Below are 21,283 nucleotides of genomic sequence, written 5' to 3'. Positions count from 1 at the left end.
CATGAACTTTTCCTCCCTATCGATCAAGAACCCGATCCCGGCCATCATGCTGTTCGCGCTGCTGACCCTGGCCGGTCTGCTGGCCTACAAGGCCAATCCGGTGCAGGATTTCCCTGACATCGAACTGCCCATCGTCACCGTCAGCGCGGTGCTGCCGGGCGCGGCGCCGGCCCAGCTGGAAACAGAGGTGGCACGCAAGATCGAAGACTCCGTCGCCACCCTGCAAGGCGTGAAAAACATCTACACCAAGGTGCTCGATGGCGTCGTCACGGTGACCGTTGAATTCATCCTGGAAAAGCAGATTGCCGAAGCCGTCAACGATGTGCGCGACGCCGTCGCCCGCGTCAAGGCGGACATGCCGGCCGAACTGCGCGACCCTACCGTCACCAAGGCGTCCACCGCCGGGCGCGTGGTGCTGACCTTTATCGCCACGGCGAAACCCGGCGTGGACAACCCGCTCGACGCTCCCGACCTGTCCTGGTTCGTTGACAACACGGTGGCCAAGCGCCTGCTGACCGTGCCCGGCGTGGGCGCCGTCAACCGCGTGGGTGGCGTTTACCGCGAAATCCAGGTGGAGCTCGACGAAGCGCGCATGGCCGCATTGAAAGTGTCGGCCCTCGACGTCTCGCGCCAGCTGCGCCTGGTGCAGCGCGAAGCGCCTGGTGGCCGGGGCGACATCAGCGGCGCCGAGCAGTCGGTGCGCACCATCGCCACCGTCAAGACGGCCGAAGAATTGTCACGCGTGGAAGTGCCGCTGCCGGACGGCCGCCATGTGCGCCTCGACCAGGTGGCCACCGTGCGCGACACGATCGCCGAACCGCGCGCGCTGGCCGAGCAGGATGGCAAGACCGTGGTCGCCTTTGAAGTGTTCCGCACCAAGGGCGCCAGCGAAGTGGCCGTCGCCAAGGGCGCGCGCGCGGCCATCGCCGATCTGCAGAAGGAAAACCCCAACGTGGTGCTGCAGCAGTCGATCGACAATGCCTTCCCCGTCGAGGAAAACTTCGACGGCTCGATGGAGCTGCTGTACGAAGGCGCGCTGCTGGCCGTGCTGGTAGTGTGGTGGTTCCTGCGCGACTGGCGCGCTACCCTGGTGGCCGCCGCCGCGCTGCCCCTGTCCGTGATGCCGGCATTCCTCGGCATCTACTGGTTCGGCTACACGCTCAATACCGTCACCCTGCTGTCGCTGGCCCTGGTCGTCGGCGTGCTGGTCGACGACGCCATCGTCGAAATCGAAAATATCGAACGCCATCTGCGCATGGGCAAGTCGCCCATGGAAGCGGCCATGGAAGCGGCCGATGAAATCGGCATGGCGGTCATCGCCACTACCTTCGCGCTGGTGGCCGTGTTCCTGCCAACGGCCTTCATGAGCGGCATTCCCGGCCTGTTCTTCAAGCAGTTCGGCTGGACGGCCGTGCTGGCCGTGCTCGCCTCACTGGTAGTGGCACGACTGCTCACGCCGATGATGGCCGCCTACATCCTGAAACCCCTGCCGCACAAGGAAGAACAGGATGGCTGGCTGATGACGCGCTACCTGACGGTCATGCGCTGGTGCCTGAACCATCGCGGCATCACGGCTATCGCCGCAGCGCTGTTCTTTATCGGCGCCATCGCGCTCGTGCCGCTGCTGCCGACGGGCTTCGTGCCGGCCGCCGACCGCGCGCAGACGCAGATCAACCTGGAACTGCCGCCCGGTTCTACCCTGGCCGAAACGCAGGCCGTGGCGGCCATGGCACGCGACGCGGCCATGCAGACGCCGGGCATCAAGGGCGTTTTCAGCTCGATTGGCGGCGGCTCCAGCGGCGACGCCTTCGCCCCCGGCGCGGCGGCCGAGGCGCGCCGCGCCGTGCTGACACTGACCACCGTGCACCGCACGGAGCGCAAGGAATCGATGGCGGGCCTGGAAACGCAGCTGCGCCACAAGCTCGATACGATACCCGGCGCCCGCTTCACGGTGGGGCCGCCCGACACGGGCGTCAAGATGCAGCTGGTGCTGCGCTCGGAAGACCCGGTGGCACTGATGGCGGCGGCACAAAAGGTCGAGCGCGAACTGCGCGGCCTGAAAGGCATCGGCAACGTCAACTCCAGCGCATCGCTGGTACGTCCGGAAATCATCGTGCGTCCCGACTTTGCCAAGGCGGCAGACTTGGGCGTGACGGCGGCGGCCATCGGCGAGACGGTGCGCGTGGCCACGGCCGGCGATTACGACACGGACCTGACCAAAATGAACCTGCCCGAGCGGCAAGTGCCAATCCGCGTCAAGCTGCCCAACAGCGTGCGCGCCGACCTGGCCGCCATCGAGCGCCTGACCGTGCCCGGCAAGAACGGCCCCGTGCGCCTGGCGAACGTTGCCACCGTGACGATGGAAAGCGGCCCGGCGCAGATCGACCGCCTGAACCGCAGCCGCAACGTGACGCTCGACGTCGAACTCGGTTCGCGCACCCTCGGCGAACTGAATGAAGAAGCGCGCGCGCTGCCGTCGATGAAGAATTTGCCGCCATCCGTGAAGATCGCCGAACTGGGCGACGCGCAGGAAATGGCTTCGCTGTTTGCCAGCTTCGGCCTGGCCATGCTGATCGGCGTGCTGTGCATCTATTGCGTGCTGGTGCTGCTGTTCAAGGACTTCATGCAGCCGGTGACCATCCTGGCGGCGCTGCCGCTGTCCATCGGCGGCGCCTTCGTGGCGCTCCTGATCACGGGCAGCGCTTTGTCCATGCCGTCGATGATCGGCCTGATCATGCTGATGGGGATCGTCACCAAGAACTCCATCCTGCTGGTCGATTATGCGATCCTGGCGCGCCAGGCCGGCATGAACCGCTTCGATGCGCTGGTCGACGCCTGCCACAAGCGCAGCCGCCCCATCCTGATGACGACGATCGCCATGGGCGCCGGCATGATGCCGCTGGCACTGGGCTGGGGCGCCGACCCGAGCTTCCGTTCGCCGATGGCCATCACCGTCATCGGCGGCCTGATCACCTCGACCTTGCTCAGTCTGCTGGTGGTGCCGGCCGTGTTCACCTATATCGACGACCTGGAGCACCTGCTCAAGCGCGGCATGGCGAAACTGCGCCGCCACAAGGCGCCGCTGCGGCGCGATGACAAGGTGGCGCTGGAAAAATAAGCGCCGCCATTGTTTGCAAAATCGCCCCCAGCGGGCAAGGAAGCGAAGGACCGGCCGGCAGGCCGCGCTCCCTCGCTTCCATCTATCTGGCATACTGCGCCCATTCTCCATGAACGCAATCTGCCCTGCCTATGAATTACCGCACCCCGCTCGTCCTGCTACTGGTATCCGCACTGCTCGGCGCCTGCTCGGACAAGACCGCCCCCGCCAGCGCCGACGTGGCAGCTGACGTGGTAGCCGATGTCCCCGCCGCCGCAGATACGGCATCGGCAGAGCACGTGCCGCCGCCGGCCGCCACTGCGCCCAAGACGGAAGAGATGAACACGCCGCAAGCACGCAAGCGCGAGGCGGGCATGATGCGCGCCGTGTTTGGCAAGGACTACCGTGGCGACAGCGACGATGCGCTGGCCGACCTGTCCGATCCGGACAACCATGTCGACAAACTCAGTTATGTGGTCAGTGCCATCAGTCACAAGCTGCTGCCCGATGGCCGCGCCATCCTGGTGGCGAATGCGGAAACGGCCAACACGGAAGGCACGGCAGAATCGGCGCACGCCTCGCCGGGCTTGTTGAATGTCTTTTTCCTGGCGCCCAAGGGCCAGCCGGAAGACGGCCAGTGGCAAGTCGTGAAGCGGTTGGAAAACATCGCCGCCCTGGGTTCGTCAGGACAGCTGGGTGAAGTCCACTGGGTCATGCTGGGCGCGAACAAGCCGGGACTGGCGATACGCCACGGCTATACGGGCCAGGGCTACACCATCACGCAGCTTGCCCTGTTTGAAATCGGCGACGGCATGGTGACCGCGCTCGATGGCGGCATCGACCTGTACTCGGACAATATGGGCGCCTGCACGCCGGACATGGACGAGTGCTGGATGGTCGACGGCAAGTGGCGCTTCGCCCCCGCGCGCAACGGCGGCGCCTACGACGACTTGCTGCTCGATTTCACGGGCGCGTCCGAAAAGATCAAGCCCGGCGTCACGGTCAAGCCGGACGAAGACCCGCCGCGCATCGCCACGCCACTGAACGGTCGCGCGCGCTATGCTTTCGATGGCAAGGGGTACAAACTGGTTGAAGGCAAGAATACGGTGCCTGGCGTCTAATGGGGTCCGACCCGCCGGGTCTGACCCCACGCAAGCCAGCTATCGGCGTGCCGCTTCCAGGCGCACCAGCAGCGGCGCATACATGGCACGCGTATGGCTGCTCCAGCGGGCCATGGCGCTGTCGATATCGAGCAGCAGGCGCTCCGACAACACCTTGTCGCCCTGCTGCAGCGCCCAGATCGCGCACTCGGCGCGGCACTCGAAGCTGTTGTAGCGCGTCAGTGCCTCGTCGAACTCCGCCTTCGCTTCCGCCTGGCGCCCGCTTTGCGCCAGCGCGCGGGCCGTCAGCAGGGACACCATCTCGGGACGGAAATGGGTGTCGTTGCGGCGGATGAATTCCAGGTGCGTCAAGGCCTCGGTGCCGCGCCCGCATTCCAGGTAGGCGCGTGCCGCGCCCAGGCGAATTTCCAGGTCCGATGAAAACGCTCCCTGCAGGCAGGCTTCATACGTCGCTGCCGCTTCCTGCGCATCGCCCGCTTCGAGCAGCGCGCTGGCCAGGCGCATCTGGTTTTGCGCCGTCGGCGTGTACTCGAAAGCGGCCTTCGCCTCGCGCAGTTCGCGGTTGGGATCAAGCACCTGCACGGCCACCGACGCAACCTTGCGCGCGCCTTGCGGCAGGCGCGAATTGGGCAGGTAGATGGCGAAGAAATACACCACGCTGCCCAGCAGCGGGAACATGAATAAAATGAGCAGCCAGTACAGCTGCTGCCCGTTGCGCACCACGTGAATCGCAAAAAATACCGCGATCAGGATGTGGATACCTATGCCAAAAATTGTCATGCTGCGACCTCGTTCGTTCGTGACGGCAGCGGCTGGCACCATGCCGCCGCTTCTCCAGGCCAGATATTACACCGGCCGGTGGCACAGGCTGCGCCGGACACGCGGGCGCTACAAGTCGACCGAAGCGACGAGGATGCGCGCTTTCAGCTGCAGCAAGCCCGCGTCGGCGCTCCAGAGGGTAGGCTGCGCGTTCGCCAAGGCCGCCGCCAAAGCCTGCTTGTCAAGCACCACGGAATGTACGCTTTGCCGGGGAGTGTCGAGTTTGGCCCGCGCCGGCATCAGCATCAAGCAGCAAAAGCCAAGCAACAGCCAAGCAACAGCGAAACAGGCACTGGCGGCACAAGAGCCTGACCATTGCCAGCCTTACATCGCTGCCACTTCCCGGAACAAGGCCGCGTAGACCCGGCCCAAGGCTGGCCCCGAAAACAGGGCTTCGTAGCGTGCTCTGGCGGCACATCCCATGCGATGCGCCAGGCCCTCATCGAGCAGCAGGGTCTGCATTGCGCGGCGCAGCGCATCCGGCGACTCGGGCTGCACGACAAAACCCGTTTCCTCGTGCGCGTTGACAAAGGAAGTCCCCGTGCCGATTTCGCAGGAAATGAGCGGACGCCCGAACATCGAGGCCTCCACCAGCACCATGCCAAACGCCTCCGAGCGCAAGTGTGAAGGCAGGACCAGGGCGCGGCAACGTTGCAGCAAGGCTACTTTTTCAGCATCGCTGACCTGGCCGGCAAACACCACATTGTCCGCGGCGGCCTCCCTGGCCTGGTTGCGCAGGCTCGCTCCCATCGGTCCCGAGCCGACAATGACGATCTTGGCGCCGAGGTTTTTGGCCGCCCGTATCAGGAACTCTAGGCCCTTGTAGTAGCGCAAGACGCCGATGAAGAGAAAAAATGGCTGATCCTCGGCCAGTCCCAGGCGCGAAAATATCTGTGAATCGCCGATTTTGGAATAGGAACTTTCCTCGATTCCCAGCGGAATGATACGGACCTTGTCGCGGATATCGCGATGCGACAGGATCGGGCTGGTTTCGGCATACACGGGCGCATTGGCCACGATCAGGCGCATCGAGCGCAGGGTACGCCACATCAGGGGCGCATAGGCCGGCCCCAGAAAGCGTTGTCGCACCACATCGGAAATATAGGTCATGACCGCCGGACGGTCGGGGCGCACGGCGGCATGCAGGACATCGGCAAACGGCCATGGAAACAGCAGATGCAGCACATCCGCCTCGCGCGCCAGCCGGGCGTAGGTGGAAAACGCAGCGGGACCGCCAAGGTCGCAGGAAGCCGGCGCCAGCCACGAACGGCAACGCACCACCCGCGCCTCAGGGGCTGCCAGCACGGCAGGCACCGGCTGTGGCGACAGGGTGAAAATCGTATTCTTGATACCTTGCTGTCCCGTGCAGAGGGCGATCTGACGTATCGCTTCTTGCAGGCCGCCGGGCGGATCAGGGAAATACGTGCGGTACACATGCAAAACTGCTGGGTTCAAACTGACTGCTCCTCTTACTTATCAATGGACGCGCGCGCCCTGTTCCAGCCTGGAGCCTGCTGCCTGGGCAGGCGCGGGCGGACCAAAAAGAAATAGCGCTCCCGGCGGCTCAGGCCTTTGCGCCCAGTACCTGGCGGTAAGCCGCGACGGTCTTTTCCGCGCACAGGTCCCAGGTGAACTGTTTGCTACGCGCCAGGGCCTTGGCCGACAGCACTGCCCGCAGCGCGTCATCTTCCAGCAATTCGGTGATGGCGTTTGCCAAGCCATCCACATCGCCCGGATCGATCGCCAGGCCCGTGTCGCCCACTACTTCAGGCAGCGAGGACACATTCGATGCGATCACCGGCACGCCGCAAGCCATGGCCTCCAGCGGCGGCAAGCCAAAGCCCTCGTAAATGGAGGGGTAAATCAGGGTTTTCGCGCCGGCCAGCAAGATGGCCAGATCCTCGCGCGACAAATAGCCCAGCTGGCGCACTTCCCCGGAACGCAGCAAGGGTGCGATCTGCTGTTCCAGGGCCGAGGTGTGCCAGCCCTTCATGCCGACCAGCAGCAAGGGATAACGCTTCCTCAAGGCGGGCGGCAGCAACATGAAGGCATGCAGGGCAGACTGCAGGTTTTTCCTCGGTTCCAGCGTCCCGACGGCAATCAGATACTCGCCGTGCTGCAAGCCATGGACTTGCAGCAGGGCCTGCGTTTCGGCTGGCGAGCGGGGGCGAAACATGGACTCGACGCCCAGCGCCACCGGCACGATGCGCTCCGGGGCGATCTGGAAGACATCGATCAGTTCGCGTTTGACGAAGGCCGAATCGGTGAGTATCAGGGCCACCTGGGACAGGCTTTTTTCAAAGAACTGGTTCATCGCCCGCACGCGCTTCACCGGATGCGTATGCGGATAGCGTATCCAGGACAAATCATGCACCGTGATGATCGATGGCGGCTTGCATTTGAACGCCAGGAAATTGGGCTCATGATAAACGTCAGGCTGCTGCGCCCGAATGCCGGACTGGAAGCGAATCTGCTGCACAAACCGCCCTACGGCATATGGGTTCGGCACGAAGCGGGTAATCAGGGACTTGATGGTCAGAATGCCCGGCGCCGCCTGGCTGCGCAACTGCCGGCTCCAGCCCGTGCCATAGAAAAAATTGAGATCGACGTCGCCCCGCGCCTGCAGCGCCTGCGCAAGCTGATAGCTATATTGCCCGATACCCGTCAGCGGCGACAGCAGCGCGGTTGCATTAAAGGCAACCCGCATCACACCCTGCCGCTGGCGGCATGCTCAAGCATCCAAACCAAGGTTTCGCGCAGGGGGGGCTGGCTGAGGCCGGGCGCAACGGCGTCCAGCTTGGCCGAGGAGCCGGACAGGCGGTGAATTTCGTTGGCGCGTACAAAAGCGGGGTTGACGCTGACCTCCAGTTGGTGGCCGGTAATGTCGGCCAGCAGCGCCAACACCGAACGCAGGGTCGCCGGACGTCCGCCGCAGATATTGTACATTTCACCGGCTTGCGCATGGCCGAGCAATTGCAGATAGGCATCACACACGAAGCGCACATCGTTGAACTCGCGCTCGACGTCGAGATTGCCCAGCTCTATCCTGTCTGCCCGGCGGGCAAAGTGATCGACCAGCTTGGGGATCAGGAACGACGAAGCCTGGCCAGGGCCGGTGTAATTGAAGGGACGGGTAAAGAAGATCGGCAAACGATCCAGATAAGTGCGCGCCATATGCTCCATCGCCAGCTTGCTGGTGGCGTAATGGTTCACCGGCGCCGGCGGCTGCGTCTCCGCTATCGGCGATTGCAGGCAATTGCCGTACACATTGGCACTACTGGCCAGCAATACGCTGCGCGGCGGCTGCGCCAGCCCGGCCAGGGCATCGAGCAGATTGAGCGTGCCGATCACGTTCACGTCATAAAAGCTGCCGGGGTCGGCATGGCCGACAAAGCTGATGGCAGCCAGATGCACCACCGCTTCCGGCGCCGCCTCAGCCACTTCGGCTGCCAGGGCGGCCCGGTCATCGAGCTTGGCCCGCAGGGACACAATCTCGTGGCCACAAGCGCGCGCGCGCGCGACAAAATGCTGCCCCGTGAAACCGCTCGCGCCTGTGACTAGCAGCTTCAAAATGAAAAGCCGTGCGTATTGCGCTGTACATCGGCATGCACCATCATCTGGCACAGCTGTTCCAGCGTCGTCGTTGGTTCCCAGCCCAGTTTCTCTTTCGCCTTGAGCGGATTACCAATGAGCAACTCCACTTCGGCCGGACGATAGAACTTCGGATTGACGCGCATCACGGTCTTGCCGGTCGCAACATCGATTGCGACCTCATCTTCCGCGCTGCCCTTGAATTCAAGCGCGATGCCGACTGCCTTGAAGGCCATGGAGACAAAGTCGCGCACGGTTTCGGTGCGGTTGGTCGCCAGCACGAAGGTATCGGGCTCATCGACCTGCAGCATGCGCCACATGCCTTCCACATATTCCTTGGCATAGCCCCAGTCGCGCTTCGCGTCGATATTGCCCAGTTCCATGCAATCGAGCTTGCCCAACTTGATCTTGGCCACCGCATCCGTGATTTTGCGCGTCACAAACTCACGTCCGCGCAATGGGCTTTCATGGTTGAACAAGATACCGCTGGCGCCGAAAATACCATAGCTTTCGCGATAGTTAACGGTCATCCAATGCGCATACAGCTTGGCCACGCCGTAAGGGCTGCGTGGGTAAAATGGCGTGCTCTCGACCTGCGGCACAGCCTGCACCTTGCCAAACATTTCCGATGTCGACGCTTGATAGAAGCGGATCTTCGGATTCACCAGACGAATCGCTTCCAGCAAATTGAGTGCGCCGATGCCGGTGATATGGGCCGTCGCTGCCGGCTGATCGAAACTCACGCCGACGAAGCTCTGGGCGGCCAGGTTGTAAATTTCATCAGGCTGGACGCGCTGTACCAGGGCAATGTTGGAACCGGCATCCGTCAGGTCATACTCCACCAGATGCAGATTCGGATGGTCCTGGATGCCCAGCTCTTCAATACGCCAGAAATTAACCGAGCTGGTACGACGATACGTGCCGTAAACGGTATATCCCTTTTCCAGTAAAAGCTGGGCCAGATAGGCCCCGTCCTGGCCGGAAATACCGGTGATGATGGCTTTTTTCAACTTAGGCACTCCAATTGTAATATATTTTCAGCAAATAATTGCTGTATTGCTAACAGGTAAAGGCAGGCGGCATTCAGGCGCCCATGACGACGCTACGCCCGGCCTGCGGGCTACTGCCAGGGCCAGACAGTTTCCGTCGGTGCGGCGCCTGCAAAGTGACGCGAGGTGCGATGGGGAAGCTTGCCGCAGCAGCTGCCGGTGGCACGCCTATGCTATCTCAGCGGACATTATACTGAAGGAAGCCCCGCACGATAAAAAATACTGGCAGGGTAGCAGCACGCCGCCTGGCAACTTCAATGTATTTCAGACACGTCCATAATTATCCTGGAAGCGGACGATATCGTCCTCGCCCAGATAATCGCCGCTCTGCACTTCGATCATGACAAGGTCGAGCACACCAGGATTTTCCAGCCGGTGCTTGTGGCCTGCCGGAATATAGGTGGACTCATTGGTGCTGACAAACAATTCACGCTCGCCGTTGACGACCTTGGCCATACCGCTCACCACGATCCAGTGTTCGCTGCGGTGATGATGCATTTGCAGGCTCAGGCTGGCGCCAGGCTTGACTTCGATGCGCTTGATCTTGAAACGCGTGCTGTCTTCCAGTACCGTGTACGTGCCCCACGGACGGTGCACGGTGCGGTGCAGCTTGTGAGCGTCATGCCCGCGCGACTTCAGGCTGGCATACAAGTGCTTGACATCCTGCGCATGGCGGCGGTCGGCCACCAGCAAGGCATCCGGCGTATCGACGATGATCAGATTATCGATGCCGACGGCGCCGACCAGGCGCTCCTTGCTCTGGATGAAACAATTACTCACGCCATGCAATTGCACTTCGGCATCGACACGGTTGCCGTCTGCGTCCGGTTCGATCAGCTCACCCACCGCATTCCAGGAACCGATATCGCTCCAGCCTATGCTGCAGGGCACGACCGCGACCTTGTCCGATTTTTCCATCACGGCATAATCGATCGAATCGTCGGCCACCTGCTCAAAGGCCTGGGCATCGAGTTCAATCTGCTGGAAGTTCTTGCCCTGTGCCGTGCTCGACTGCTCCAGGCATAGACGGGTGGCGGCCAGAATCTCGGGGCAATGCAGCTCCATCTCACTGATCATCGCGCCGGCGGCAAAGCAGAACATGCCGGAATTCCACAGGTAGCGACCGCTTTGCAGGTACTCCCTGGCCTTTTCCAGCGATGGTTTTTCAACGAAGCGCAGCACTTTATTGCCTTCGGCCTCGATGTAGCCGAAGCCGGTTTCCGGTGCTTCGGGCTGAATGCCGAAGGTGACCAGCAAGCCCTCGCGGGCCAGCGGCACGGCTTGCGCCACGGCAGCGCCAAACGCCGCCTCGTCATGTATCAAATGGTCGGCAGCCAGCACCAGCAGCAAGGCATCTGGCCCATGGGTCGCGGCCACATGCAAGGCGGCGACGGCAATCGCCGGCGCCGTATTGCGTCCGCACGGTTCCAGGATATAACTATTATTGAGGGCCAGACCAGGCTTGCCGGCGACGGCACGGTATTCGTCGGCAGTCTTGAAAAATAATTCGCGATTCGTTACCGTGAGCACTTCTGCAACATCGGGCAATACGGCGCCACGCAACCAGGCTTTTTGCAGCAAGCTGTGACCGTCGGCCAGGCGGATGAAAGGCTTCGGATGCAGTTCCCTGGAGACTGGCCACAGACGCGATCCCGCGCCGCCGCATAATATAGTTGGTATGAGTTTCAATGATGCTCCCTTAATTGCATGCTCGCCGAAGCTTAAACCTCAAATTGTATCCATAACGGACAGAAAGGGGAATTGCTTCGGGCAATCAATTGTAACAATAACAAACACCGGGCATATAGCCCGGGAAATTAGAGTATTTGATCAGGCATCAACTCAATACCGGGAGACGGATGATTCGCCGCAATTATTTCATTTGCTGCTGGCGACGCCGCCTGTGACAGCAACTGGCGCAGCTTGTCCCGCCCCCTTGTCCATGCCCGATGTACCGTAGTTGCGGCGCATGCGCAGGAAGGGCTCTTCGATGGCGCTATAGCTCAGGGTGGCAAGCGCCCAGGTGGCAGCATAGCTCAGGACCAGCAGGATGGCCGCATTGAGCCACACGCCGGGCACGATGGAGACCAGGCCAAACCATTGCTGCAGCAGATGGATCAAGGCCATGTGCAAGAGATAGAACGAGTAGCTGACCTTGCCACCGTGGTTGAGCATGCGCTCCAGCCAGGCCGGCAACAGCGAGCGTTCGCGCGCCAGCCACGCGACGATGAAGCAGGCCCAGCCGCCGCTTTCCAGCATCGACCAGAATATCCAGAATGCCGACTTGGGCGCAGCGCCGAAGGCGGCATAGTGCGACTGCGCCGCACTGTTGCCAAACACCAGCACGGCTGCAGCCGGCAGCAGCCAGATGGCGTAAGCCTGCAACCTGGCGTGGTGGCGCTGGTAGAGCAAGGCCGCCAGCATACCAATCAAAAATTGATCGAAACGGCCGACGAAGGTGCTGAAATACATCAGCTCGCTATTCTCATTGACCGTATAGGCTGCCAGCTTGAAGAACAACATCAAGGCCAGCAGTTTGAGCAGATAGCGCGGCCCCTGCTCCATGGCAAAGCGGGCCAGGAAGGGGAAAACCATATAAAACAGGAATTCGAGCGAGATGCACCAGGCCGCCCCGGTAACAACCGTGCCCGACGTCGGCGACATGCCGAGGTTGGTAGTGAACAGGTACAAAATATCCTGCGGCTGAAATTTATCGCGGCCGATCGAGGTCGCCAGCAGGAAAATCGTCAGGAACAGGGGAAAAATGCGCAGCAAGCGGTTGCGCACGAAATGGCCATATTCGATGGTGCGCTGGTGCAGCGCGATTTGCATGAACAGGAAACCGGACAGCGTAAAGAACAGGCCGACCCCGGTATGCCCTTCGCTCACCAGGCCAAACCAGGAACTACCCAGCGCGGCACCGCCAGAGCCGCGATAGGCCAGATAGAAGTGGAACAGAAACACCAGCATGGCGGCCAGCCAGCGCAACTGATCGATGCGGGGATTATAGGGAAGATTCAGAGATTTCATCAGAACAATACCGGGCTGCTGGGGAACGTCATTATACGGCGCTGTCCACGCCAGCCAGCGAAAAAAACGACCGGCGCCGTCAGCATGGGCGCCGGTCGCTTTTTTCACTGTCTACGCCAGGTCCGGCTACTGGCTGATGCTGGGCATCAACGGAAATAGTTGGCGATTTCCGTCACGTCGGCGCCGTTCAAGGTACCGGCGGCGGCCTTCAGGCGCACCACACCGAGCAGATAGCTATAGCGCGCCTGCGCCAGGTCGCGCTGGCTGGTCACCAGTTGCTGCTGCGCATTCAGCAGGTCGAGGTTGATGCGCACCCCGCCCTTGATGCTTTGCTCGGTCGCCTTCATCAGCATGGTGCCCGAATCGACCGCCTTGAGCAGCGCGTCGACCTTGGCCATGCTGCTCACCACCACGCTGTGGGCCTTGCGCAGCTCTACCAGCATCCGGTTGGTGCGCACATCGAGCTCGGACTTGTAGCGCTCGGCAGTAGCAACTGCCTGGCGCGACGCCGCACTCACCTGCCCGCCGGAATACAGGGGAATATTCAACTGGAAACCAAGCGAGCGGTTCAGCGTACTCTGGTTAACCGTGGTGATGGAGTCGGAATCGCTGTTGCTGTAGGTCGCAACAAAGTCGAGCCGCGGCATGTGGCCGGCCCGCGCCTTCTGGATTTCCTGCTCGTAGATTTCCACGGTATGACGCGCCGCCCTCAGCTCCGGATTGTTCTCCATCGCGATGGTGCGCCACTCCTCGTAGCTGGCCGGCAGCAAACGCTCGACGCGGAAATTCGGCGCCAGCGGCGCAAGGTTATCCACTTCCATGCCGACCACGCCTTCGAGCGCGTTACGCGCGGACGTCACGGCGTCGCGCCCTTCTATCACCTGGGCCTCCGCCAAATCCAGCCGGGCCTCGATTTCCAGCATGTCGGTCTTGGTCCCCTCGCCTTTTTCAAACATGCGCTTGGTGACCTTCCTGTGCTCTTCAAGTGCATCGCGCTGCGCCAGCACCAGCGCCACCTGGTCACTCGCAAACAGCATGTCGAAGTAGGCGCTCACCACACGCATGGCCACATCGCTGCCGCTCAGTTCGTACTTGGCCTCGGCTTCCTTGCTTTGCGCAACGCCCTGGCGATAGCGCGCCAGCGCGTCCATGGCGAACAGCGGCTGGCGCAGCTGCAGCACGGCGGAACGGCTGAGGTATTGCGGATGGCTCTCTGACTTATACGTGCCCAGGCCTTGGGGCAGGGTCTGGATTACGGTCTGGTCGGCACGATTGCGGCTGCCGCTGTAACTTGCACTCAAGCTGGGCAACAGGCCGGCGCGCCCGATGGCGCGGCTCTCCTTGCCTGCCTCGCTTTCGTAAAAACCCATCTTGTAGGTCGGATCGTTCTTCAGCGCCGCATCGTATGCCTGCTGCAGATTGAGCGCTGCGGCAGAGCCGGCCCCCATGGCCATCAGGGCGCCAAGGGCACACGCCATGGCGCGCAGGCGAAACTGTTGAGTCGTCTTGGTCAAAATCGGCACGGTTATTCCTCGCTCAGCGACGACTTCGACCGGTCGAAGACAGGCTTCAACAGATAGTTCATCATCGTGCGTTCGCCCGTCTTGACGAACAGCTCCACCGGCATGCCGGACTGAATGGCCAGCTTATGCTTGGCGATCAGCACCGCACCTGCGGGCGTCACCTTGACGCGCACTTTATAGTAGGCAAAGCCGGTGCGCTCGTCGACTGTCCGGTCGGCGGCGACGTTGACTACCTGTCCCGGAATATGCGGCGTGCGGTTGGTATTAAAGGCCGAGAATATCAGCTCCACCGGCAAGCCGGCATGCACCCGGTCCACCAGGTTGACCGGCAATTGCCCCTCGACGACCAGGGGGGCGCCGCTAGGCACGATATCCATCATGCGAAAGCCCGAGGGCACGACGCCGCCGTTGGTGAATACATTCAGACCGACCACGATGCCATCGACCGGCGCCTTGACATCCGCATTGGCCAATTCATATTCCTGCGCATCCATGCGGCTGGCCAGCGCTTCCGCTTCCCTCTGCACGTCGGAGAGGGTGGTGCGCACTTCTTTTTGATAATCCTGTATGCGCTGGCTGCGGCGCAAGCCGTACTCGATGATCTGGTGCTGTACGCGGCCGATCTGGCCGAGATCGTCCGACACGGAAGCATTCACCTGGGCGTAGGTACGCTCGAGTTCGAGCAAGCGGTTGCGGGCCACATAGCCTTCCTTGGCCAGGTCGCGCATGCCGGCCAGCTGCTCCGTCAACATGCCCAGCTGAAGCTTCTTGTTTGCAAGAGATTCCTTGATGCCGGCCAGCTGCAGCGTCAAGCCGGCGACGGTCTGGTCGAACGCGCCCAGCTCATTTTGCAGCGAAGACTGGCGCGAGCTGAACAACTGACGCTGCAAACCCATCACTTCCATGACCCGCGGATCGTCCTTCTTGGCCAGCAATTCGGCCGAAAAAGCAGGCTGCTTGGCGCCGTCGCGTTCGGCGACCAGGCGCGCCTCGGTGGCGCGCGCCGTCAGATACTGGCCGCGCGAGATGTCCGTCTGCGACTGCGCCGTCACCGGATTCATGCGCACCAGCACCTGGCCCGCCTTCACCACCGAACCTTCATGCACCAGGATCTCGCGCACCGTGCCGCCGGACAAATGCTGCACCGCCTGGCGGTTCGATTCGCTCGCCACCACGCCAGACAGGGGCACGCCCTTGTCGAGCGGTGCAAACAAGGCCCACAGCATGAAACCGCCAAAGCCGAACAGCACCAGGAACCAGCCGAATCTGGTGTAGCTCCTGGCATCGGTATCCACCGTGACCGGCGTGACTTCATGCGTGACGACCTCGGCCGCCTCTGTTTGTTGTTTCATCAAATTGCGCATTATTGATCCTGTTCCGTCGTTACTTCTGCCGCCGCCTGCGTGGCAGCCAGTTGCGCTGCAGCCAGTTGCGCCGCATGCCGGTGGGCCGCCTCCTGCTGCGCCAGCGCTGCCTTCTGCGCCTGCTCCGTCAATGCCGCCAGCACCTTGTCGGTGGGGCCGAACATCTGCACCTCGCCTTCACGCAACAGCAACAGCTTGGTGGTGGCGCCGATGATGTTGGTACGGTGGGTAATCATGATGATGGTCTTGCCGCGGGCCCGCAGGTCGGCAATGGCTTTCACCAGGGCTTGTTCGCCCACTTCATCCAGATTCGAGTTGGGCTCGTCGAGCACGATCACGGACGGATCGCCATACATCGCGCGCGCCAGTCCCAAACGCTGCTTCTGCCCGCCGGACAGGCCGGCGCCGCCGTCGCCCAAACGGGTGTCATACCCTTCCGGCAGGTGCAAAATCATGTCGTGGACGCCCGCGCGCTGGGCCGCGAGCACCACTTTTTCAGGATCGATGTCACCGAAGCGGGCGATATTTTCGCTCACCGTGCCACCGAACAATTCAATATCCTGCGGCAGATAGCCCATGTAAGGGCCCAGTTCGGCCTTGTTCCACTGATAGATATCGGCGCCATCGAGACGCACCTTGCCCAGCCCCGCCGGCCACACGCCCACCAGCAGGCGCGCCAGTGTCGACTTGCCCGAGCCGCTGGCGCCGATGACGCCCAGCACGTCGCCCGGCATGATCGCAAAGTTAATATTCCGGATCACTGCATTGCGGGTGCCTGGTGGCGCGGCAGTCACGCCTTCCACGCTCAGGGCGCCGCTCGGCTTGGGCAAGGGCATGCCCGCATCGCGTGCAGGGTTGTCGTTCAGCAGGCTGGTCAGGCGATCATAGGCGCTGCGGGTGCTGCTGAAGCTCTTCCACACGCCAATCACTTGCTGCACCGGTGCCAGCGCGCGCCCCATCAGGATGGAGGCGGCAATCATCATGCCGGCCGTAATTTTATTTTCAAGTACCAGCAGTGCGCCGAAGCCCAGCACCAGCGACTGCAAGGAAGTCTGCACGAATTTGGTGGTCGCCTGGATCTTGCTGGCCTTCTCGCTGGCCTCGGCTTGCAACTTCAGGAATTTTGAGTGCAGCTTGTACCAGCGCCCCATCAAATTGGGCAGCATGCCCATCGACTCGATCACTTCGGCGTTGCGCAAGTTGTTGGTGGCCAGGGTGCCGGCCTCGATCGCCATGCTGTTAGCAGCCGCGAGCGGGGCCTTGGTGACGCGTTCGTTAACATAGGCCAGCACTACCAGAATCGCCGTGCCACACAGGGCGAAGACACCCAGCTGGGGTTCAAAGAAGAAAATAACGATCAGGTAGACGGGGAACCAGGGCGCATCGAAGAAGGCGAACAGGGCGTTGCCGGTCAGGAACTGGCGCACGCTGGTCAGGTCAGACAGCGACTGGCCGGCATTGGCGCCTATCTGCTTCAAATTCTGCTCGAAGGCCGCCGTGTAGACGCGCTTGTTGAGCTGCATGTCGAACATGGCACCGACGCGTACCAGGATAAAGCTGCGCACCAGCTCCAGGCCGGCCACAAACAGATACGCCCCCAGCATCAGCAGGGTGAGCATGAGCAGGGTGATTTCGTTGCGGCTGCCCAGCACGCGGTCATAGACCTGCAGCATGTACAGCGATGGAACAAGCATCAGCAGGTTGCTGATGGCACTGAAGACGCCGATCGTCATGAAGGTGCTCTTGAAACCCTGCAGCACACTCGCGAGTTCGGTCTTGGCGTGGGAAATTTTATTGGTCATTTTATCGTGGCAGGTCAGCGGTAAGATACGAGCCATCGGCTCGAAGTACCCAATCATGTCCGGCAGCCTGGCAGCCCAGCTTGGCTGGCCTTAGATTATTGAGCATTGCCATTATCGCTCAAAAACACAAAAATTTGTGATGCACATCACAAATTTTACCCATGAGCAATCGAAATGTCGCCTCTGGAAGACAAAAAACCCCGCCACCTTGCGGTAGCGGGGTTCAGGGATCAGCAAGCCGGCAGGGCCGGCCGCTGCTCGCCTACGGCATCACTTATACAGTGACGATGCCGTTTGCGAAGTGCACGTCGGTCGAGTTCACACCTACCAGGGTGATGTGGATGACATCAGCTGTTTCGGAACCGTATGCCTTGGTTTCCACCGTGACGACGGTGTTTTTACCAGTTTGCTCCAGGAAGATTTCCAGAACTGCATTGTTGCCTGCAGGCAATTTGCCGGTGTTCAGCTGGTAGTCGGTGCCGACGAACAGCACGTCTTTCTTGTCCATACCGGTAATTTGGCTATCGACCTTGCCTGCGACAAAAATGTCGGCTGCATCAGTAGCAAGAGCGGTGGCACCCAAAGTCAATGGCTTGACAAAATCGTGGCTCACGAAGGTGTTCTCGGCATCAGCAACAGCATCCGTCAGGCCTTTCAACTGGGCAACCAGCGCATCGGCAGCACCCAGCTTGGTGACCAGCGTAGCCAGATCGGTGATGGTCTTGTTGGCAGCTGTCACTGCATCGTTTGCAGTAGCCAGGGCACCCGACTTCGCGTTGCCGGCATCCAGCGCAGTAACGGCAGCGGCAGCAGCCAGTTTTGCGGCAGCTGCATCGGTCGAAACCACATCAGCCGCTTCTTTGGCGATGCTTGCATTCAGCAGATCGGTGATGCCTGGGTTGGTCTTTTCGGTGATGTCAGTTGCCAGCACCAGCTTGCCGTCTTTAACTTCGATCAGATCGGTAACTTGACCGTCAGCAGCGACGGTGACTGGCGTACCACCAACAGCTTTATTGTACGATGCCAGAGCACCTGCCAATTTGATATCAGTGGCGGTCACGCCATCAGTGGCAGCCTTGTCGGCAGCAACGGCAGCGGCAGACGCTGCAATCGCCTGGCCCAGACCTGCGACGGTAGCAACAGCGTCGCTAGCAGCCTTGACGCTGGTTTTCGCGGCATCCAGTACAGCTTTATTCGCTGCGACTTGATCAGCCATCAGCGCTGCTTTCAAGACGTCGGACGCAGCGGCGTAAGAAGAACCACCGATTTTAGCATCCAGATTGTTCAGTGCCGTGAGAGCATTCGTATTCAGCGTAGCGCTGTCGGTGGAAGTCTTGGCATCGTTGTCGCCATCGGCGGTAACCAGGAAAGCATCCACGGCAGCGTGCGCAGCATCCAGCGAGGCCAGGGCGCCAGTGACGGTGAATGGAACGCCAGCTTTGACTACTTTGGAAACTTGCGCATCCAGGGCAGCTGGTACGATCGCAGCGGTTGCGCCATCGGCGTCAGTGATGCCTTTCAGGAAGGTCTTGGCAGCATCGTTCGCGCCTTTGCCGCTGTAGCCAGCTTTTTCAGCATCGGTGTCCAGTGCAGCGGTGAAGCTGGTAGCGACCAGTACTTTGCTGTCGTAAGCAACTTTATCGGTACCTTGAGCGCCGGCAGCGATTTTGGTCACGGCTTGGTCGATGGTGAATACCTTGTTGTTGATTGCGTCGATCCAGTATGCCAGGCCAGCATCATCAGGAGCGTGGCCAAACAGGTTAGCGTAGATCTTCGAGATCACGCCGCCGGTGGTGATTTGAGCGTATTCGGTCTGGTATTCGGTCGACGCTGCGAATGCGGCGGAAACAGCCGAGGTATCGCCCTTAGCTGCAGCAACTACGCCTTCCCAGTAAGCCAGGCCAGCTGCATCAGCAGGACGGGTGAAGTAAGCGACGTACAGCTTTTGGATTGCATCGGTATAAGTTGCCATGTATTGCTCCTGAGTAGATCAAAAAGATCATTAAGTAAATCGATTCTGCAGCCACACACTGTGTCTTGCAGCCCAACGTTCCGCATCATGACAGAAGGCAATGCGCATTAATGTGACCACGATCACAAAATGAAAATAAATTTCTCTAAAACATTGGTTTTTTTCGATATTACTATTGGCAATATCAGTAGCAAGGAAAATTATTAATATTAATGCAATTATTGAGTAATCAAAAATGTTGCGAATACATCAGGGGAAAATCAGCTGGTGACGTGCCATGCCCCAGGGAAACACTCAGCCATGCGCCGCCCATGCATGGAGGGGCAAGTGCGTGAGCCGCAACATAAAACACCCCGCAATGAAAAACCCCGAAAGTTGGCGTCCAACTTTCGGGGTTCGGTTCACATGCGCGGCATGCATATTAATGCAGCCGTATGCTGCCTATTGATTTTTAATGCGCCAAGATGTCCCGCCATTAATGGTTCGGCGGGCATCGATGCGCCCGTCAAAGATATACGCGGCGGTACCGCCCTTTTCATTGCTCAATACACCATCGACATTCATATGGCCGGCGCGGCCGTTTGCATTCTCGCCGTACAGGCGGCCATCGGCCGACAGTGCGCCCTGCGCCTGGAACTTGAACGATTCATCCTTGCTGGTCAAATCGAAGGAGGTGGCAAAAGTCTTGCTGCCGAAATTCACGTCCAGGCGGCCATTTGACAGGCTGGCGGTGGCCGTCGTCCGGTTGCCATAGCCGTAGTCGGTATACACATATGCATCGCTGGCGGCCATGCTGAACCCCACGCTGCCATTTTCGCGCGCCACGTACTCCTTGCCGGGCGTGCGGAACAGGGCGAAATTGCCTTTCACGGCCAGCAGTTCCGAGCGACTGCGCTCCTCGGTCAAGTCGATCATCGTGGGGGAAGGCCCGACGCTCTGCCAGCGCCCCCACAGGATGCCGCTATCCTTTTGCGGCACGATCACGGGCGGCACCACGGGTGGCAGCACTGGCGGCAGCACTGGATCAGGCTTGTGGCCCGGGTCGACCACCGGTGGCGGCGTCACGACGGGGGGCACAGGCTCCTGCGGCACGCGGGGGACCACAGCCTGGGCCAGGCTTTCATTTTTCTTCGCATCCAGGTTCGGCTCGACCACGATGGCGGCAGGCGCATTCGTCATGCCGCCGCTCTTGGCCAGCGGTTCATCGCTGCGCGGTGGAGCAATGTTGTCGGGGCCAACATTAGCACTCGACATCAATTGCGGCGCACCCTGGCCGCGCTGAATCTGCAGCAGCAGGCCGCGCTGGCTGGCCGACAATTCGCGGCTGGCCATCCCCTCGCAAGGGCCGGCGCCTTCCCGGCTGCAGGCGCCGGCAAAACCACTGACCACGATGCCGCCGGAAATGACGGCCACGCGCGAGGTATCCTGGTCGGTAAAGACCGTGAAGTCGGTGCCGCGCACGCCAATCGCGGCCACCGGCGTGTTGAAACGGAAGTTCTGGCGCGCCAGCTTGACGGCGTCGCCCGACTTGCTGCGCGCAACGCCGCTCAGCAACTCCAGCTTGATGCGGGTGTTCTCGGGGGTCTTGGCGTCGATATGGTAAGTCACGATGCGCGCCCGGGTATTCGGGCGCAGGATGAACAGGCCATTGTCGAGCGTCTTGATATAGATAAAGCCATCCGCACCGGTCGTCAGCAGCTCGCCTTCCTGCACGGCAGCGTCCTGCAGCGCCGGGCGGTCCACCACCTGCGCCATCCCGGCAACAAAGATGATCTTGCCCGCTTCCGCGGCGTGGGCTAGCTGCGCGCAAAGCGCAATGCTGGCTGTAACTAACAATTTACGCAACATGAGTTCTCCATTTTCCCCATTATCCAGCCTGCCGGGAATTAGATCAGTGATGAGGATCACATTTTAT

At 61.0% G+C, this 21,283-nt stretch carries 15 protein-coding genes; 2 read left to right on the top strand and 13 right to left on the bottom strand.

Annotation, left to right across the window (positions count from 1 at the left end; genetic code table 11):
* The first annotated feature begins 1 nt into the window (after window position 1).
* Both C8C89_RS09290 and C8C89_RS09285 read left to right on the top strand, forming a co-directional pair.
* Complete coding sequence (locus C8C89_RS09290; protein WP_101482566.1) at window positions 2–3,118, top strand: efflux RND transporter permease subunit; 3,117 nt, start codon at window positions 2–4, stop codon at window positions 3,116–3,118.
* Window positions 3,119–3,249: 131 nt separating this feature from the next.
* Window positions 3,250–4,218: a hypothetical protein gene (locus tag C8C89_RS09285; RefSeq protein ID WP_133989545.1), complete on the top strand. Its 969-nt coding sequence runs from the start codon at window positions 3,250–3,252 to the stop codon at window positions 4,216–4,218.
* Window positions 4,219–4,257: 39 nt separating this feature from the next.
* Here the strand turns inward: C8C89_RS09285 and C8C89_RS09280 are convergent, their stop codons facing one another.
* From C8C89_RS09280 to C8C89_RS09220, 13 genes are all read right to left on the bottom strand, one after another.
* Entirely contained in the window at window positions 4,258–4,998 is a 741-nt protein-coding gene (locus C8C89_RS09280) for a tetratricopeptide repeat protein (protein ID WP_166674699.1), read from the bottom strand.
* Between the two features lie 108 nt (window positions 4,999–5,106).
* Window positions 5,107–5,286 (bottom strand): hypothetical protein, encoded by a 180-nt coding sequence (locus tag C8C89_RS09275; RefSeq protein WP_133989541.1) that lies wholly within the window; start codon window positions 5,284–5,286, stop codon window positions 5,107–5,109.
* Window positions 5,287–5,361: 75 nt separating this feature from the next.
* Window positions 5,362–6,492: a glycosyltransferase gene (locus C8C89_RS09270; RefSeq protein WP_101482570.1), complete on the bottom strand. Its 1,131-nt coding sequence runs from the start codon at window positions 6,490–6,492 to the stop codon at window positions 5,362–5,364.
* Window positions 6,493–6,601: 109 nt separating this feature from the next.
* Window positions 6,602–7,744 carry a glycosyltransferase family 1 protein gene (locus C8C89_RS09265; RefSeq protein WP_133989539.1) on the bottom strand — a complete coding sequence of 381 codons (1,143 nt, stop codon included), beginning with the start codon at window positions 7,742–7,744 and terminating at the stop codon, window positions 6,602–6,604.
* Window positions 7,744–8,607 carry an NAD-dependent epimerase/dehydratase family protein gene (locus C8C89_RS09260; RefSeq protein ID WP_101482572.1) on the bottom strand — a complete coding sequence of 288 codons (864 nt, stop codon included), beginning with the start codon at window positions 8,605–8,607 and terminating at the stop codon, window positions 7,744–7,746. Before C8C89_RS09260 ends, C8C89_RS09265 begins: the two co-directional genes overlap by 1 nt.
* Window positions 8,604–9,638, bottom strand: coding sequence for a GDP-mannose 4,6-dehydratase (gene gmd / locus C8C89_RS09255; protein ID WP_101482573.1), 1,035 nt, complete (start codon window positions 9,636–9,638; stop codon window positions 8,604–8,606). Before gmd ends, C8C89_RS09260 begins: the two co-directional genes overlap by 4 nt.
* A gap of 303 nt (window positions 9,639–9,941) precedes the next feature.
* The gene (locus C8C89_RS09250) at window positions 9,942–11,366 is read right to left on the bottom strand and encodes a mannose-1-phosphate guanylyltransferase/mannose-6-phosphate isomerase (protein ID WP_133989537.1); all 1,425 of its coding nucleotides are present in this window, start codon (window positions 11,364–11,366) and stop codon (window positions 9,942–9,944) included.
* Window positions 11,367–11,555: 189 nt separating this feature from the next.
* A complete protein-coding gene (locus C8C89_RS09245) occupies window positions 11,556–12,707 on the bottom strand; it encodes an acyltransferase (protein WP_133989535.1) in 1,152 nt (383 codons plus the stop codon).
* 146 nt (window positions 12,708–12,853) lie between these two features.
* The gene (locus tag C8C89_RS09240; protein WP_243857951.1) at window positions 12,854–14,230 is read right to left on the bottom strand and encodes a TolC family outer membrane protein; all 1,377 of its coding nucleotides are present in this window, start codon (window positions 14,228–14,230) and stop codon (window positions 12,854–12,856) included.
* Window positions 14,231–14,232: 2 nt separating this feature from the next.
* Entirely contained in the window at window positions 14,233–15,582 is a 1,350-nt protein-coding gene (locus C8C89_RS09235; RefSeq protein WP_243857950.1) for an HlyD family type I secretion periplasmic adaptor subunit, read from the bottom strand.
* Window positions 15,583–15,593: 11 nt separating this feature from the next.
* Complete coding sequence (locus tag C8C89_RS09230; RefSeq protein WP_133989531.1) at window positions 15,594–17,396, bottom strand: type I secretion system permease/ATPase; 1,803 nt, start codon at window positions 17,394–17,396, stop codon at window positions 15,594–15,596.
* Window positions 17,397–17,670: 274 nt separating this feature from the next.
* Window positions 17,671–19,368: a DUF4214 domain-containing protein gene (locus C8C89_RS09225; RefSeq protein WP_133989529.1), complete on the bottom strand. Its 1,698-nt coding sequence runs from the start codon at window positions 19,366–19,368 to the stop codon at window positions 17,671–17,673.
* A gap of 441 nt (window positions 19,369–19,809) precedes the next feature.
* A complete protein-coding gene (locus C8C89_RS09220) occupies window positions 19,810–21,216 on the bottom strand; it encodes a FecR family protein (protein WP_133989527.1) in 1,407 nt (468 codons plus the stop codon).
* Window positions 21,217–21,283 lie beyond the last annotated feature (67 nt).

This window comes from Janthinobacterium sp. 75 (assembly GCF_004365495.1).
GTDB lineage: Bacteria > Pseudomonadota > Gammaproteobacteria > Burkholderiales > Burkholderiaceae_D > Janthinobacterium.
Note: the sequence above shows the minus strand (reverse complement) of the source record. Positions and strands in the feature narration are given on the sequence as shown.